We start from the raw sequence: 15791 nt of genomic DNA, 5'->3' as shown, positions 1-15791 counted from the left end.
ATCGCGGAGGATATGGCTAAGAAAGACGGAGCCATCGAGGTCGAGGGACGGGTGGTCGAGCCCCTGCCCAATGCGATGTTTCGCATTGAGCTGGAGAACGGTCACAAGGTGCTCGCCCACATCAGCGGCAAGATGCGGCAGCACTACATCCGCATCCTGCCCGAGGACAGAGTGGTGGTGGAGTTGTCTCCCTACGACCTGTCCCGCGGTCGGATCGTTTACCGGTACAAGTAACTACAACCGCAAGACAGGATCGAAGAACGTGAAGGTGAACCCGAGCGTCAAGCCGATCTGCGACAAGTGCCGCGTTATTCGCCGGCACGGGCGGGTCATGGTGATCTGCCAGGACCCACGCCACAAGCAGCGGCAGGGCTAGTCAGGATTTCCGTAAGGACCTGGCTGACTAGCTACACAACTGAATGATGACCTCCCAGAACCACTGACCGGGTACGCCGGACAGACACCCCCGGAACGAAGGCCGGGGCCCCAACCTAGAGGGGACGGACTGGGAACAGACCTTCGTTGAATGAAAGAGGAACTGCCGCATGGCACGTCTCGTAGGCGTCGACCTACCGCGCGATAAGCGTATGGAAATCGCGCTCACCTATATCTATGGCATTGGCCGGACCCGCTCCAAGGAGATCCTGGCCGCCACGGGCATCAGCCCCGAGCAGCGCAGCAAGGACCTGACCGATGATCAGGTGACTCAGCTGCGTGAATACATCGAAGCGTCTCTCAAGGTGGAGGGTGACCTGCGCCGCGAGGTCCAGGCCGACATCCGCCGCAAGATTGAGATCGGCTGCTACCAGGGCCTGCGCCACCGTCGTGGCCTGCCGGTGCGCGGTCAGCGGACCAAGACCAATGCGCGTACCCGCAAGGGGCCGAAGCGCACCATCGCCGGCAAGAAGAAGGCCAGGTAAAACCATGCCACCAGCAAAGAAGGGCGCTGCGGGCCCCAAGAAGGCGCAGAAGACCCGTCGCCGGGAAAAGAAGAACATCCCGCTCGGCGCCGCTCATATCAAGAGCACGTTCAACAACACGATCGTGTCGATCACCGACCCCCAGGGCAACGTGATCGCCTGGGCATCGTCCGGTCACGTCGGCTTCAAGGGCTCGCGCAAGTCGACCCCGTTCGCCGCGCAGCTGGCTGCCGAGAACGCGGCTCGCAAGGCTCAGGAACACGGCGTCAAGAAGGTCGACGTGTTCGTCAAGGGTCCCGGCTCCGGCCGTGAGACCGCCATCCGTTCGCTGCAGGCCGCAGGCCTCGAAGTGGGCGCGATTTCCGATGTCACTCCACAGCCGCACAACGGTTGCCGTCCGCCCAAGCGGCGCCGGGTCTAAGGGAGGTTTGAACTAAATGGCTCGTTATACCGGACCCGTCACTCGCAAGTCCCGTCGTCTGGGCGTCGACCTCGTCGGTGGCTCCAGCGCGTACGAGAAGCGTCCTTACCCCCCCGGCCAGCACGGCCGCGCGCGGGTCAAGGAGAGCGAATACCGCACGCAGCTGCAGGAGAAGCAGAAGGCTCGCTTCACCTACGGCGTCATGGAGAAGCAGTTCCGTCGCTACTACGCCGAGGCCAACCGGCACGCCGGCAAGACCGGTGAGCAGTTGCTGCAGATCCTGGAGACCCGTCTCGACAACGTCGTGTACCGGGCCGGCCTGGCCCGCACCCGCCGGATGGCTCGTCAGCTGGTCAGCCATGGGCACTTCACGGTCAACAACGTGAAGGTCGATGTGCCCAGCTACCGGGTGTCGCAGTACGACATCATCGACGTCAAGGAAAAGTCGCTGAACACCTTGCCGTTCGAGGTCGCACGTGAGACCGCAGGCGACCGGCCCATCCCGGGCTGGCTGCAGGTTGTTGGCGAGCGTCAGCGCATCCTGGTTCACCAGCTCCCCGAGCGTGCACAGATCGATGTGCCGCTTACCGAGCAGCTGATCGTCGAGTTCTACTCGAAGTAATTGCCTGTAGCGATCCTGCTACAGGCCCACTGACCGGCATCAAATAGCGGGTGCCGAGAAGGAGATAGAAAAAGAATGCTGATTTCTCAGCGACCCACCCTGTCCGAGGAGGCGCTGGCCGAGAACCGGTCGCGTTTCGTCATCGAGCCCCTGGAGCCGGGATTCGGCTACACCCTGGGCAACTCGCTGCGGCGCACCCTGCTGTCGTCCATTCCGGGCGCGGCTGTCACCAGCATCCGGATCGACGGTGTGCTGCACGAGTTCACGACCGTTCCCGGGGTGAAGGAAGACGTCACCGACATCATCCTGAACCTCAAGAGCCTCGTGGTGTCTTCGGAAGAGGATGAGCCCGTCACCATGTACCTGCGCAAGCAGGGACCGGGCGCCGTCACCGCCGGTGACATCGTGCCGCCCGCCGGAGTGACCGTGCACAACCCCGATATGCACATCGCGACCCTGAACGACAAGGGCAAGCTGGAGATCGAGCTCGTCGTCGAGCGCGGTCGCGGTTACGTCCCGGCCGTGCAGAACAAGGCCTCGGGTGCCGAGATCGGTCGTATCCCCGTCGATTCCATCTACTCGCCGGTGCTCAAGGTCACCTACAACGTCGACGCCACCCGCGTCGAGCAGCGCACCGACTTCGACAAGCTGGTGCTGGACGTGGAGACCAAGAACTCGATCACCCCGCGTGACGCGCTGGCCTCGGCCGGCAAGACGCTGGTTGAGCTGTTCGGGCTGGCGCGCGAGCTCAACGTCGAGGCCGAGGGCATCGAGATCGGGCCGTCGCCGGCCGAGGCAGACCACATCGCCTCGTTCGCGCTGCCCATCGAGGACCTGGACCTGACCGTCCGGTCGTACAACTGCCTCAAGCGCGAGGGTGTGCACACCGTCGGCGAGTTGGTTGCCCGCACCGAGTCGGATCTGCTGGACATCCGCAACTTCGGTCAGAAGTCCATCGACGAGGTGAAGATCAAGCTGCATCAGCTCGGCCTGTCGCTCAAGGACAGCCCGACCAGCTTCGATCCGTCCGAGGTCGCCGGATACGACGTGGCCACCGGCACGTGGTCGGACACCGGTTCGTACGATTTCGACGGCGATCAGGACTTCGCCGAAACCGAACAGCTCTAACACAATCCGTCCCGGTCCTACCTGATACGGGGGCCGGCCCCGAATAGGAGATAGTTGCAATGCCAAAGCCCACTAAGGGTCACCGGCTCGGTGGATCGTCTTCGCACCAGAAGGCGCTTCTGGCCAACCTGGCCACCGCGCTGTTCGAGCACGGCCGGATCAAGACCACCGAGACCAAGGCCCGCGTGCTGCGGCCGTATGCCGAGAAGCTGATCACCCACGCCAAGAAGGGTGACCTGCACAACCGGCGCGAGGTGCTCAAGAAGATTCGTGACAAGGATGTCATCCACGCCCTCTTCGAGGAGATCGGTCCGTTTTACGCCGATCGCAACGGCGGCTACACCCGCATCATCAAGGTCGAGAACCGCAAGGGCGATAACGCGCCCATGGCGATCATCGAGCTGGTGAAGGAGAAGACGGTCACCTCCGAGGCCGACCGGGCTCGCCGGGTCGCTTCGACCAAGAAGGCTGAGGAGACTCCTGCGGAGGAAGCTGTCGAGGTCGAGACCGACACCGCCGATGACGCGGCCGCCGAGGACGAAGGTGTGGCGGACGCCGCAACGGACACGGCCGAGGCCGAGGACGCAGACAAGAAGGAGTGACCTTTGGTCACCTCTGAGAACCAGCCCGCCACCGGAGACGGTGGCGGGCTGGTTCGTTTGCGGCTCGATATCGCCTACGACGGAACTGATTTCGCGGGCTGGGCAACTCAAGTCAGTCAGCGCACGGTCGCCGGGGTACTGAGTGAGGCGTTCACGACCATCGTGGGCGAGCCCGTGTCGCTGTACGCCGCCGGGCGCACGGATGCCGGTGTGCATGCGACAGGCCAGGTGGCGCATCTGGACATCCCACACGCTAGGCTCCCGGAGATTCTCGGTAGATCCCGCTCCGCGGATGCGCCCGAATTCGGCAGGCTGATCCGGCGGCTATCGCGTTTCCTCCCCAAAGACGTGCGCGTGCTCGACATCTGCCGCGCCCCGGCACATTTCGATGCGCGGTTCTCCGCCCTGCGACGGCACTACGAGTACCGGATGTCGACGGCGCCGTTCGGAGTGTTGCCACTTGCGCGGCATGACGTCGTCGGATGGCATCGCCCGCTGGACATCGGCGCGATGGCCGAAGCATCGCAGAAACTTGTGGGACTGAATGATTTTGCGGCCTTCTGCCGTCACCGTGAAGGTGCCACAACGATCCGCGAATTGCAGCGGTTTGACTGGACGGTCGACGGGCATCATCTAGCCGCGCACGTGAGTGCCGACGCGTTCTGCTGGTCGATGGTGCGTTCGTTGGTGGGCGCGGTGCTGGTAGTGGGGGAGGGTAGGCGGCCGGTGCAGTGGTGTGCCGACTTGCTGAAAAAGGAAAGGCGTTCAAGCGATTTCGCGGCTGCGCCGGCACGTGGACTGACACTGGTCGGCGTCGACTATCCGCCGGACGACGAGATGGCGGCACGTGTGTTGATCACCCGCGACATTCGAGTCCGGCAGGACTAACTCTCGGTGGCCTCGGCTTCACCGTGCCGGTTGAGTTTGGAGGCGACGAACGCCGCGGCCTCGGCGGGTAGCCCGGTGCGTTCGTAGGAAGTGTGGGCATCCCAGCTGTTGTTGGGCCCGGCCATGCAGATCGGATCTCCCTGATTGCAGAGATCGATGGCACGCGCACCGAATACGCCGGCGATACCGCTCAACGGGCCACCGGTTCGGTGGGTGGCGTTGCCGAAGGTGGCGATCGCGACGATGCGGTCGCCCACCGCCGGAGACAGGGGGCGGTTGAAGCCGATCCCTACATTCGGAACGCCGATGATGGTGTCGATAACCTCGGCGCCCATCGAGTACCCGCCGATGACGAACTTGGTACGCGGACAGTTGGCCGCCACCGATTGCAGGTGATTACTGAGGTCGTTGGCTCCGCCCCCGGCCGAGAAGATTCCCGCGTCGTAATTGACGGGGTAGACGTTCAGGCTGGCTCCGGTGGCCTGGATGCGCGGGGTCAGGGAATCGACGAACTCGTCGCCAACCCGGCCCAAACCGACGGGCTCCTTACGTCCCCGCGCAAACGAGACGTCGACATCCGAACACGGATCTGCCGATGCATGAGGTGCCGCATAGACAAGTCCGACGACATTCACCGCTGACAGCGCGAACACCGTCAGGGCGACAAGATAACTCAGGACAACGCCGACCCTCGTGCCCCGCTGATGCGTGGTCACACCATGATGCTACGGGTCACCAAGTTCCCGCGTGCCGTTTCCCGGAGTGTGCCCGGCTCTACAGCTTGCCCGCCACGAACGATGCAGCCTGCGCGGGCAGATTGGTCTGCTCGTAGGTCTGATGCGCGGTCCACGAACGGCCGCCTTCCTGGCAGACGGGATCGCCGGGGTTGCACTGGTCGATCCACCGTCCGGCAAGGGGGCCGGTCATTCCGCCGCCGCGGCGGTCGATGTTCCCGAATGTTGCGATTCCCCTGATCCGGCCGGCGACGTCCGGCGGCGGGTTGTTGGCGATGTCATCCACGACGGTCGCCCCCATCGAGTAGCCGCCGATCACCAGCTTGGTGTTGGGGCACGATCCCGCGATGTCACTGAGGTGGCCGCGCAGGTCATCGGCGCCTTCCCCGGTGGAAAGCAGTCCAGCGCTGTAGTTGACGGGGTAGACATTCATGCTGCCGACCTTGGGGCCCAGGGCATCGACGAACGCCTGCCCCACACGGCCCAGGCCGGGCGGCTCGTCACGGCCGCGGGCGAACGAGACGTCCACTGCGGCGCAAGGGTCGGCGCTCGCGGGCGCTGGCTGCGAGATGGTCACCAGACTGATGAACATGAGCAGGGCGGCGAGGAGATATCCGGGCCGCCGGACGTGCGAGATTGCAGGTGAAACAGCACTGTGCGTCGTCACACGCGAATGCTACGGGTAAGTCAACCTAGTTGTCATGTTGGTGCGATATGGGCCTCGTCACCTGGACGGAAGCGATCCCAGGAACTCGATCATCGCAGAGTTGATCGTGTCCGGCCGCTCCATCTGCACGAAGTGCCCGGCCCCCTCGACGATCAGAACCGACCTCAGCCCGGGAACAAGACCGGCCATCGCCGTCATTGGGTCGCGACCGAGCATTTCCAGGACCGGATCGGCCGATCCCGCCATGAACGCCACCGGTATGCCGATCGGCCTGTCATGGAGATGCTCGTTCTGGGCCCACACAAGATCCTCGGCCCGGTACCAGTTGAGGCCACCGGTGAATCCCGTGCGCGCGAATTCGGCCGCGTAGTAGTCAAGATCTTGTTCGGAAAGCCAATTCCACGGCAGGGGAGGGGGAGTCGGAAGTACGTCCAGGTAGCCGTTACGCTTCCCGTCTATCTGTGCCGGATGGTCCCAGCAATCGAGATAGCGGTTCGCGCCGCTGAGGGCGTGGAACAGCGTGGCCAGGAAAGTCTTTGGCTGCGTGTCCAGCTCGGACTCCGCCACACCCGGCCCCTGGAAATACTCCAGATGTGTGAAGTGCTGAGAGGCAAGGTAGTTGAAGCCGACGCTCGGCTTCACCGGGAGCCGTCGGGTACGCGGCACCGACAGCTGGATCAGTGCACGGACTCGATCCCCTGCCCAGGCCGGCATGTCCCACACCAGATGTGCCCCGAAGTCGTGCCCGCAGAACACCGCATCCCGCAGATCGAGGGCATCCAACAGGCCGACGAGGTCATTGACCGTGGTGCCGCGGTCATAGGCCGCAGGGTCTGGCGGGGCCGTTGTCCGTCCATATCCGCGCATATCCGGTGCGATAGCGCGATATCCGGCTGCCGAGAGCGCGGCCAGTTGGTGGCGCCAGGTATACCAGAGCCCGGGAAAGCCATGGCAGAGAACGACTGCCGGACCTTCGCCCTGCTCGGCGACGTGCATGTCGATTCCATTGACACGCAGCTGATGGTGGGTGATCTGAGAAACAGTCACCCAGGCGAGGCTAGTTCACCCTTGCAGCCGCGAAGTCCGCAGCCTGGTTAATCAGTGCGGCCGGGTACGAGGTGTGGGACTTCCAGGTGTCCTGGTTTCCGTCCATGCACACCGGATCGCCGTCGTTGCACAGATCCAGCACTCTGTCGCCGTACGCACCGGCCAGATTCTGGATGGGGGCGAAACGATTCACGATATTGCCGAATGTCACGATGGCGCGGATGTGGTCGCCCACCTCCGGTGGCACGGGGTTGTCGAAGGAGAACAGGTTGCCGATTTGGACCGGGCCGGGCACTCCGAGAGCGGTATCGACGACGCCGGCGCCCAGCGAATAGCCGCCGACGATGAGCTTGGTGTCGGGGCAGTTGTTGGCGGTCTGCTGCAGATGCGCGCTCAGGTCGTTGGCGCCACCGCCCACGTCGGTATTGGCGTCGTAGCGCACCGCGTAGACATTGAGGTTCTTGACACGATTGCGCAGTGCGCTGACGAACGCTTCGCCGATGTTGCCCAGACCCGGCGGCTGGCTGCGTCCACGGGCGAACGACACCTCGACATTGGGACAAGCCGCCGAAGCGGTAGCGGGCAGGATGACCGTGAGACCTGTGGTCAACATGATTGCCGCAACCGAAATAACCGCCGCGCGAGCGGCGGCGGTAAGCAACTTACTGGCTGGGCGTGGATTCGGCTGTAGCGTCACACACTGAGGCTACGGATAATTCGCTGTCGCTGCCATGTGATTTCAATCCCGCAGGTAAAGAGGCCGTGAGCCCGGCTGTGCTGGATTCGGGGTCCGCCGCGGTCTCCGCACCCCGGTGTGCCAGCACCAGTCCCGCGAGAATGACCGCGGCTCCTGCGTATTGGATGGGCGCAATGGTTTCCCCGAGGAGTACCCATCCCGCGATCACCGCGCACAGCACTTCGGTGAGTGCGATCAACGACGCATAGCTCGGCTTGAGTCGGGCAATGGCGGCGATACCGGTGAGATAGGCGATCGCGGTGGTGACTACGCCGAGAATGAGGATGGGCACGTAAACCGGCGCATGCCAGCCCGCGACCTGCACAGCCTGGGTAGAGAAGGTCATCGGCATGATGCCGGTCAGCCCGAAGCCGCCCACCGCGATGGTTCCGACGAGCAGCCCGCTGGTAGTCAGGGTGATGGGTTGCAGCCCTTGTGCCTTGCCGCCCGCGCGGTGTGACGAGATGAAGTAGTACGCGGCGCAGACCGCCGCTCCCAGTCCCCATAGCACCCCCACCGGCTCCACTCGGGATCCGCTGAAGATGTTGAGCACCAACAGCATTCCTAATAGTGCGAGCGCCGCGCCGGCAAGCACGCGGGTGTGCGGGCGTTGCCGCGTGGACAGCCAGATCCAGGCGATCACCAGGATGGGGCTCAGGAACTCCAGGAGCATCGCCACACCGACCGACATGTGCCTGACCGCGCCGAAGTAGCAGAATTGGGCGCCGGCGACGGGAATGATTCCGTAGAGCACAACGACTTTGGCGTGGCGCCGGGCCTCGGAGAACCACCCGGGCGCCGCGATGCAGGCGGCCACGACCATGACCGCGGCGCCGGCGGCCAGACGCGCGGTGACGACGGCAGTCAACGACCAGCCGGCCGCCATGAGCGACTTGGCGAAGGGGCCGGAAAAGCCGAAGGTGGCGGCGGAGGCGAGGGCGAGGACCACGCCGGCCCGGAAATTGGCCTTGTCGTTCACCGCACCTCCCACGTGTCATGAGTAAAATCAAATACGGTCATGACGGTATAAGCGGAGGAGGTCAGGTGTCAAATGCTTTTCACTCATGACACGGAGCAGGGGCTGAAGTCGGCCGCTGAGCTGATCAATACCGCGCGCAACGACCGCGAGCTACTCCCGGATCCGGACGCGCTGCCGCCGCTTCTGGATCGATACGGCTGGACAGGCAGGCGTGACGGTGACGAAGCTGAACTGCGGGCCGTGAAGGCGCTACGGACTCGGCTGGGCGATATCTGGGGGCATATCAACGACGAGGAGTATGTGGTCCGGCAGGTCAACGCGCTACTGGCTGATACCCATGCCTCCCCGTGGCTCACCCGGCATGTCGAGGAGCCCGATTGGCATCTGCACATGGCCGCCAGCGATGCGCCGCTGGCAGACCGCCTCGGTGCCGAGACCGCGATGGTGTTCGCGGACCTGGTACGCACCGGTGAGCAGCGGCGCCTGAAGACCTGCGCGGCCCCGGATTGCGATGCTGTTCTGGTGGACTTGTCGCGCAACAGGTCCCGGATGTTCTGTGACACCGGGAACTGCGGTAACCGGCAGCATGTGGCCGCCTACCGGGAGCGTATGCGCGACGAACCGTAGTGGTGCGAAAGCTCTACTGCGCGAAGGCCTGTATCGGCCGGCCCAGGTAGGCCAGCTCATCGCTGACCGTCACGAGGCGGACCTGAATGGTTTCACCGCCGGCGGTCAAGAGAATGTGGTCGCCGTAGCCGTTGGGCTGGTCGATGATGACGTCCGGACGGGCCGGAAGCGCGTCGTACTCGCTGCTGATGATGTGCACGGCGGTGCAGTTGCTGGGCAACGCGGTCGGCTGCATGCCGTCCACCACTGCCAGCGTGCAGCGGGGATCGATAAAGCCCGGGCCACTGGCGAATTGGATGCGATTGGCGTCGCCAATCGAGGTCACCATCACATCCCACATGTGGGGGCGGTCGGTGTAGACGACCACCAGCGCGCCGATCGCCACCGATCTCAGCACCACCTGCTGGCACACATAGAGCTCGGCGCGTACCACCACGGTGTGAACGCCCAGCCCGGACAGCCGCGCCGCAATCGCGCGGCCCGACATATCCGATCCGATCAACTGTCCGCAGCCCGATGTCGGCAGATGAATGCCGTCGAGCTCCTCGTTGCTCATCTCGATGCTGCGGGTCAGATACTCCAAGCCGATGGCACCCACGGGAAGTCCGGCGAAAAACGCGTCGCGCTGGCTGCCGTTGAGCGAGGTCATTCCGGTGGAGTGGCGTACCGGGAGTTGTTCGTCGGTGGCCCACCGCACCAGTGCGCCAACAGATGTGCGGCCCTTCGCGGCAGGGCGCAGCCGAACCGTCACGGTGGTTTCGAGCGTTGGCCGGGCCCACAGCCCGGTCAGGGTGGCATCGGTGATGTACCACGGGTCAATTCCCATGGCGACGTTGTAGGAGTCGATCAGCATGAGCCCGCTCCACTCCTCGTGCATGGGCGCGCCCGCGTACTGGCGAAGCATTTCGGCGCTGATCCGGTGAATCTGTCCGGCCTGCAGGATGGTGCTGGCGCAGTGGGCCGCCGCCAGTGCTCGCCGGACCCGTGCCGTGGCGATGACGGCGCACCTTTCCGCGCCGCGGCGGCCGCCTCCGCGACGGAACACCGCGTCGACGTTCACGCCGGGGTCGAACCTCAGTACCACCCAGACGGTGCGGATGGCGACGGCCGGCAGCGGGCCCACCAGTCGGTCATATCCACCGCGCAGGACCGTCCCTTGGGCGGTGCGCTGGCCATTGCTGATGACATCGATGCTTTCGAGCTCAATATCGTTCTGATGCATGCACTCCCGCAGCACGCGCAACGGCACCAGCGAGTCGGTGGCACAGTGATCCGGGGTGATGACCGAGGGGTGGCGCTGGGTGGCGCTGACTTCCAGCACCGTGATGAGTTTGCCGTTCTCCCAACGCGTTCCGGTCCAGCTGTCCTGGCTGCTGGGGGTGTCGGCAATGCTGCCCGAGCTACGGTAGGTGCGACCCGTCAGATACTTGAATCCGGTAACCGCCCAATGCCTGACGGTCTGGCCCCCCCACCGGCCGAGGACGAGCGCCAAGGACACGATAGCGATCAGTAGTGCGGCCCACCACGGCCAGCTGAACAGCAATGAGATCAGGACCGCGGCGAGAATCAGCAGCTGCGAGATCACCATGATCTGGATCGGCATCGTGGCCCGACGCACCTGCTCCGGAGCCGCCCCGCTCGAGGTCACCTTTCCCCCTTCTGTCCCGCCGATATGCCGTGCCGACCCGACTGGGGCACCACGGCTGCCACCCGCAACCTATCGTGGTTGCCCAGTATTGCAATAGGCTGCATGGCCGTGTGGCCGGTACGTAGGATCTAGCAAGATCTGGGGGCCGGCCTAGAGGCATCACTGGGTCGTAGATCCGAGTTTCGCAGATTTCCTGGAGGGGGGACGATGGCGCGACAACCGACAACCCGGCTGCAGGTCAGCGGGTACCGGTTCCTGGTGCGGCGTATGGAGCATGCACTGGTTCGCCGTGACGTCCGGATGATCCACGACCCGATGCGGTCGCAGTCCAGTTCGCTCATGGTCGGAATTGTGCTGGCCACCGTCGTCGTTGCCGGCTGTGCGATCTTGGCGTTCTTTCGGCCCAACATGCCGCTGGGTGATCAGCCCATCGTCATGGCCAAGGACACCGGCGCCGTCTATGTCCGGATCCAGGACACACTTCATCCCGCGCTCAATTTGGCGTCCGCCCGGTTGATCTCCGGGAACAACGAAAATCCCAAGCCGGTCAAGGACTCGGAGTTGGCTAAGGCGCGCCGCGGACCGTTGGTCGGCATTCCCGGTGCGCCGGCGTCTATTCCGGCGCCGTTGTCGGGTGACGACACCATCTGGACGGTGTGTGATGTCGCGACGCCCCCGCCGAGCTCCACCGTCACCTCTACGGTGATTGCGGGCAAGGTGACCCTCGAGAACGGCAACCAGGAGATGCCGAAGGACAGGTACGCCCTGGTGACGGTGAACAGCCAGATGTACCTGCTCTACGACGGGAAGCGCGCCGCGGTCGACCTGACGAACCCCGCGGTGACCCGCGCGCTGCGTCTGGAAGGTGTGACGCCGCGGCCGATCTCGATGTCCGTTCTCAACGCCATTCCCGAGGTACCGGCCATTGCGCCGCCGCCCATCCCGGATGCCGGAGGGCCGTCACCCATTACCACCGCCGGTGTTCGGGTGGGGTCGGTGATCAAGATGAGCCGGGCCGACTCCGCCGAGTACTACGTGGTGCTCGCGGGCGGAGTGCAACGCGTCAACGAAGTCACGGCGGATCTGATCAGATTTTCCGATTCCCAGGGGGCGCAGGACATTGTCGCCGTCGCTCCCGACGTGATCTCTGGGCACCCCAGCCTCAACCTGCTTGCGGTACAGACCTTTCCAGACCGCGCGGGGAAGATCGTGGACGTGCCGGAGAAGTCGGTGCTGTGCAGCAGCTGGAAGCCCGGTCAGGAGAAGACGCAGGAGCACGCCTCCACGAAGCTGTTGATGGGAAACTCGCTGCCGTTGAAGACCGATCAGGTGCCGGTGGTTTTGGCGCAGGCCGACAAGGAAGGCCCCAACGTCGACACGGCCTACATTCCACCCGCGCGTAGCGCCTTCGTCCGGTCCACTGGTCTGGGCGGGGATACCGGGCGTGCCGAGTCTCTCTATCTCATCCTCGACACCGGTGTGCGCTTCGGCATCGGGAACCTTGAGGCCGCGAAATCCTTAGGGCTCACAGTTGAACCCGTTCCCGCGCCGTGGCCGGTCGTCGGGCTGCTGCCGCCGGGACCCCGTCTGAGCAAGGAAGACGCGCTTGTCGTGCACGACGGAATGCCGCCGGACAAGACAGGTTTGGCGATCAATCCGTCAACGTCGAGCACCGCGCCCGCGTAAACGGTGCGGTACGGGCGCTAGTCGGTGGAGCTGTCTCGGCCTTGCCGTAGCTTGCGCACTGGCGTCAGCATCGCCAGTGCCGCGGCGAGAAATGCCGCGCAGACCGCTATTCCGATCAGCGCAAAGCGTCGCGGCCGGGGATCGGCGGGTGGCGGTGCGGGCGGCAGCTGCAGCTTCTTGGCCGCATTGGCCCGGGCGAGATCACTGGTGGTGCCGAGGTCGTCGCTGACCGCGGCGAGTGCGTCCACCACGCCGTAGCCCAGATATGGGTCCCAGCCGCCCGGCGGGCGGTGGGCAGTGTTCTTGATGCGGTCCATCACTTCACGCGCGCTCAACTGAGGGAAGCGTGAACGCACTAGCGCGACAACGCCGCTGACAACCGGCGCGGAGAAGCTGGTGCCCTGAATGGGTACCGGGCCCTGCTCGCCCATGTAGGCGTTGGTCAGTGCGTCACGGTTGGGGTCCAAGGAGACGATGTCTTCGCCGGGAGCGGAGACATCGACCCAGGGGCCGCCGAGACTGAACTTGGAAGGTTGCCCGTCCGGGCCGATCGAGCCCACTGTGAGGACGAGGTCGTTGTACCAAGCCGGACTCACTGTTTCCAGGACGGCATCCCAGTCCGGAGTGTTGGGTCGAGCCGGATCCGGTGCTGGATTCTGGTTCTTGCATTGCCCGTCGCCGACATTTCCCGCGGCAACGACCACCACCACGTTCTTGACGTCCACCGCGTATTGCAGGGCGGCGCCCAATGGTCGATCGTCCAGGAACTGTTTGGCGGAGGCGCACGCCACCTCGGAAATGTTGATGACCGTCGCGCCGAGGTCCGCGGCGGTACGCACCGCCATCGCCAGGGTGTCGACGTTTCCGACGCCGCTGATCTTGGAGGGGTCGTCTCTGTCGCTCCCGCCACCCTTGTTCTTCACTGCGAACTTCGCGCTGGATTGACGAATGGTGATGAGGCTGACGTCGGGCGCGATGCCACTGAACGCGCTTGCGCCGGTGGGATCCGGTGCGGCCGCGATGATCCCGGCGACGATGGTGCCGTGCGCGTCGCAGTCCTGAGTGCCGTTGCCGCCCTCGAAGACGTAGTCGCCGCCGGCGATGAGTGGTGGCAGCCGCGGACTGCGTGCCACACCGGTGTCGATCACCGCGACCGTCTGGCCGCCGCCGCGTGACAGCTGCCAGACCAACGGTAGATCTAGACCGCGCTGCTGCGTGGGCACCTTGTTGAGGTCGCGCTTGGGGTCTATGCCGGGGAATCGGCACAGTTCCTTCTGTTCCGTGGGCTCGATGGGAGCGGCGGGACGCGGGCCGGGAAGCATGCTCGGATCGACCGGAAGCGGCGCGAACGCGTGCGCCGTCGCGAGCATGTGTACTGAACCAGTCGCCAGCTGTGAGGACATCGCCAACATCACAACGGCTGCAGCGGTGGCGACACGGCGGGCCACGCCGAGGTTCATGGCAGGTTCAATCCCCGCACGGCGCTGTATACGCCACATACCCAGACGGCCATCGGAACGATCAGCGATAGCGCGATGTATTCGATGATCTCCACCGTGCGGCGCGCGACGGGTGAGTACTTGCGCGCCGATACCAGGAACCCGAGAGCGATGGCCGAACCGGCCGCGATCGCCGCCAACGCGGTGGTGAACACAGCGGCTGTGGGGTACGCGATGGCGATGAACGCGAATCCCGCTGCCGGAATGGCCAAGCCGCCCAGGTTGATGGCCACCGTCTGCGCAAGGTCGGCATGCGAGCGCGCCCGAAGCATCATGGCCAGCGCGATCAATCCGGCGAGCACCACACCACTGAACCGGTGTGCACCGGTGGGGTGGTGGTCGCCCGCGCCGGGGAAGGTCAGTGCCGCGAGCATGGCGCCCACGGCGGTGACGGCGGATGTTCCGCACACCAATCCGGTCAACACGGCATGCGCGCGCAACGCCTTCTCGCGAAGGTCGGGGAGCGGCGGCAGCGCCGTGGCGTCCTCGACGTCGTCACCCTCGGTATCAAGTCCGTCCAGCCCCTCGATGGCTTCGATCGGAGCCGTCGAATGTTCGGGCCTAGATGGTGCGCCCTGCGTGGGCACCGGGGGAAGGGGTAGGCGGGCGAGGGCCATTGCCACCCGCGGCGAAAGCGCCACCGAGCAGATTCCGACCGACCCGAGCACAGCGCCGAGGCTGTAGATCGGAGGTTCGAAAAGCACATAGCCGAGGGCCGCCGCGAACCCGAGTAGTGATGCCGAAGCGACGGCGACGAGTGACATCGTGCCGGTGCCGGTCGCGCGCATGGCGAGGATGGCGACGACCATCGCCACCATGAGTGCCAGCATCGCGTGGGGGGCGCCGTATTTTCCCGGCACGAAAAGGGCCCCCGCCACCGCCGAGAAGCCGACGGCGCAGTGGCTCAGCATCACGGATGCGAGCGAATCGTCGTAAACCCTGTTCGCGAAGACCGCGGCGGTCATTGCCACCAGCGCGATCGCGACAGCGATGATGGGAAGGAGTAGGCCGGGATTTGTCGCGCCGGCGCGTAACAGCGCGGTCGCGCCGAGCACCGCGGCTAGCCCGCACGCCGAGGCACCGAGTATTCGGGCGGCGGTGCGGCTCCACGGTTGTGCCGAGACGGTCCGGAATGTGGACACGGCAAGAAAGACATCGTCGAACAGTGGGTCGGGCGCGGCGACATCGGACGCGGTGAGGATGAGTTGATCGCCATCGCGAACCTCCAACTCCCCAAGGGTGCTGGACATCTGTAGCGGTGGCTGACCAGGCCGGGACAAACGCCAGTGCGTTTCCACGGCATCCTCCGGGCTGGTCAGCTCGGGGACACCGACATGTTGGTTGATGATGTCGACGATCGAGCCGACCAAGAGGGCCAGCGGGACACTCGTCGGCAGCGCCAGGTCGACCTGAGTACGGTCAGCCTGAATGGAAACGCGGCACAGTTCGAGAACCGCCGAACGTTGCTCGGCGCCCGACTGCGCATGTGTCATGCTGTGCCCCCTACCTGCCCCCACGGTCATTGATCTTTGCGCATGCACACTAGCCGAACGCGGCTGAGCGCCGCCAGCGGTTCGGTGCATCCGG

18 protein-coding genes are annotated in these 15791 nt (G+C 64.9%); 10 read left to right on the top strand and 8 right to left on the bottom strand.

Annotated features, from left to right (window positions below; all coding sequences use genetic code 11):
• Nucleotides 1-12: 12 nt before the first annotated feature.
• From infA to truA, 8 genes are all read left to right on the top strand, one after another.
• On the top strand, nt 13-234 hold the full coding sequence (gene infA / locus AC5Y5C_RS12760) for a translation initiation factor IF-1 (RefSeq protein ID WP_003418601.1): 222 nt from the start codon (nt 13-15) through the stop codon (nt 232-234).
• A gap of 28 nt (nt 235-262) precedes the next feature.
• On the top strand, nt 263-376 hold the full coding sequence (gene rpmJ / locus AC5Y5C_RS12755; protein WP_003886927.1) for a 50S ribosomal protein L36: 114 nt from the start codon (nt 263-265) through the stop codon (nt 374-376).
• A 169-nt stretch (nt 377-545) separates the two neighbouring features.
• On the top strand, nt 546-920 hold the full coding sequence (rpsM, locus tag AC5Y5C_RS12750; protein ID WP_030096736.1) for a 30S ribosomal protein S13: 375 nt from the start codon (nt 546-548) through the stop codon (nt 918-920).
• Nucleotides 921-924: 4 nt separating this feature from the next.
• Nucleotides 925-1341 carry a 30S ribosomal protein S11 gene (gene rpsK, locus AC5Y5C_RS12745; RefSeq protein WP_078308581.1) on the top strand — a complete coding sequence of 139 codons (417 nt, stop codon included), beginning with the start codon at nt 925-927 and terminating at the stop codon, nt 1339-1341.
• A 16-nt stretch (nt 1342-1357) separates the two neighbouring features.
• Nucleotides 1358-1963: a 30S ribosomal protein S4 gene (gene rpsD, locus AC5Y5C_RS12740; RefSeq protein ID WP_499972571.1), complete on the top strand. Its 606-nt coding sequence runs from the start codon at nt 1358-1360 to the stop codon at nt 1961-1963.
• A 75-nt stretch (nt 1964-2038) separates the two neighbouring features.
• Nucleotides 2039-3091, top strand: coding sequence for a DNA-directed RNA polymerase subunit alpha (locus AC5Y5C_RS12735; protein WP_134081730.1), 1053 nt, complete (start codon nt 2039-2041; stop codon nt 3089-3091).
• A gap of 59 nt (nt 3092-3150) precedes the next feature.
• A complete protein-coding gene (rplQ, locus tag AC5Y5C_RS12730) occupies nt 3151-3693 on the top strand; it encodes a 50S ribosomal protein L17 (protein WP_499972569.1) in 543 nt (180 codons plus the stop codon).
• A 3-nt stretch (nt 3694-3696) separates the two neighbouring features.
• The gene (gene truA, locus AC5Y5C_RS12725; protein WP_499972568.1) at nt 3697-4581 is read left to right on the top strand and encodes a tRNA pseudouridine(38-40) synthase TruA; all 885 of its coding nucleotides are present in this window, start codon (nt 3697-3699) and stop codon (nt 4579-4581) included.
• Here the strand turns inward: truA and AC5Y5C_RS12720 are convergent.
• The 5 genes from AC5Y5C_RS12720 to AC5Y5C_RS12700 form a co-directional block, all read right to left on the bottom strand.
• The gene (locus AC5Y5C_RS12720) at nt 4578-5297 is read right to left on the bottom strand and encodes a cutinase family protein (RefSeq protein ID WP_499972567.1); all 720 of its coding nucleotides are present in this window, start codon (nt 5295-5297) and stop codon (nt 4578-4580) included. The genes truA and AC5Y5C_RS12720 overlap by 4 nt on opposite strands.
• Before the next feature lie 58 nt (nt 5298-5355).
• Nucleotides 5356-5907 carry a cutinase family protein gene (locus AC5Y5C_RS12715; RefSeq protein WP_499973189.1) on the bottom strand — a complete coding sequence of 184 codons (552 nt, stop codon included), beginning with the start codon at nt 5905-5907 and terminating at the stop codon, nt 5356-5358.
• 132 nt (nt 5908-6039) lie between these two features.
• Nucleotides 6040-7029 (bottom strand): alpha/beta fold hydrolase, encoded by a 990-nt coding sequence (locus AC5Y5C_RS12710; protein ID WP_499972565.1) that lies wholly within the window; start codon nt 7027-7029, stop codon nt 6040-6042.
• Between the two features lie 10 nt (nt 7030-7039).
• The gene (locus AC5Y5C_RS12705; RefSeq protein ID WP_499973187.1) at nt 7040-7690 is read right to left on the bottom strand and encodes a cutinase family protein; all 651 of its coding nucleotides are present in this window, start codon (nt 7688-7690) and stop codon (nt 7040-7042) included.
• Between the two features lies 1 nt (nt 7691).
• The gene (locus tag AC5Y5C_RS12700) at nt 7692-8744 is read right to left on the bottom strand and encodes an EamA family transporter (RefSeq protein WP_499973184.1); all 1053 of its coding nucleotides are present in this window, start codon (nt 8742-8744) and stop codon (nt 7692-7694) included.
• Between the two features lie 72 nt (nt 8745-8816).
• On the opposite strand from AC5Y5C_RS12700, the gene AC5Y5C_RS12695 reads away from it, so the two are divergent.
• Nucleotides 8817-9371 carry a CGNR zinc finger domain-containing protein gene (locus AC5Y5C_RS12695; protein WP_499972564.1) on the top strand — a complete coding sequence of 185 codons (555 nt, stop codon included), beginning with the start codon at nt 8817-8819 and terminating at the stop codon, nt 9369-9371.
• Between the two features lie 13 nt (nt 9372-9384).
• Here AC5Y5C_RS12695 and eccE read toward each other — a convergent pair whose 3' ends face one another.
• Nucleotides 9385-11019, bottom strand: coding sequence for a type VII secretion protein EccE (gene eccE / locus AC5Y5C_RS12690; protein ID WP_499972563.1), 1635 nt, complete (start codon nt 11017-11019; stop codon nt 9385-9387).
• A 207-nt stretch (nt 11020-11226) separates the two neighbouring features.
• Between eccE and eccB the strand changes: the two genes are divergently transcribed.
• Nucleotides 11227-12705, top strand: coding sequence for a type VII secretion protein EccB (eccB, locus tag AC5Y5C_RS12685; protein ID WP_499972561.1), 1479 nt, complete (start codon nt 11227-11229; stop codon nt 12703-12705).
• Between the two features lie 17 nt (nt 12706-12722).
• Here eccB and mycP read toward each other — a convergent pair whose 3' ends face one another.
• Nucleotides 12723-14165: a type VII secretion-associated serine protease mycosin gene (gene mycP, locus AC5Y5C_RS12680; protein ID WP_499972560.1), complete on the bottom strand. Its 1443-nt coding sequence runs from the start codon at nt 14163-14165 to the stop codon at nt 12723-12725.
• Nucleotides 14162-15697: a type VII secretion integral membrane protein EccD gene (gene eccD, locus AC5Y5C_RS12675; protein ID WP_499972558.1), complete on the bottom strand. Its 1536-nt coding sequence runs from the start codon at nt 15695-15697 to the stop codon at nt 14162-14164. Before eccD ends, mycP begins: the two co-directional genes overlap by 4 nt.
• Nucleotides 15698-15791 lie beyond the last annotated feature (94 nt).

This window comes from Mycobacterium sp. NGS15 (assembly GCF_059813245.1).
Note: the sequence above shows the minus strand (reverse complement) of the source record. Positions and strands in the feature narration are given on the sequence as shown.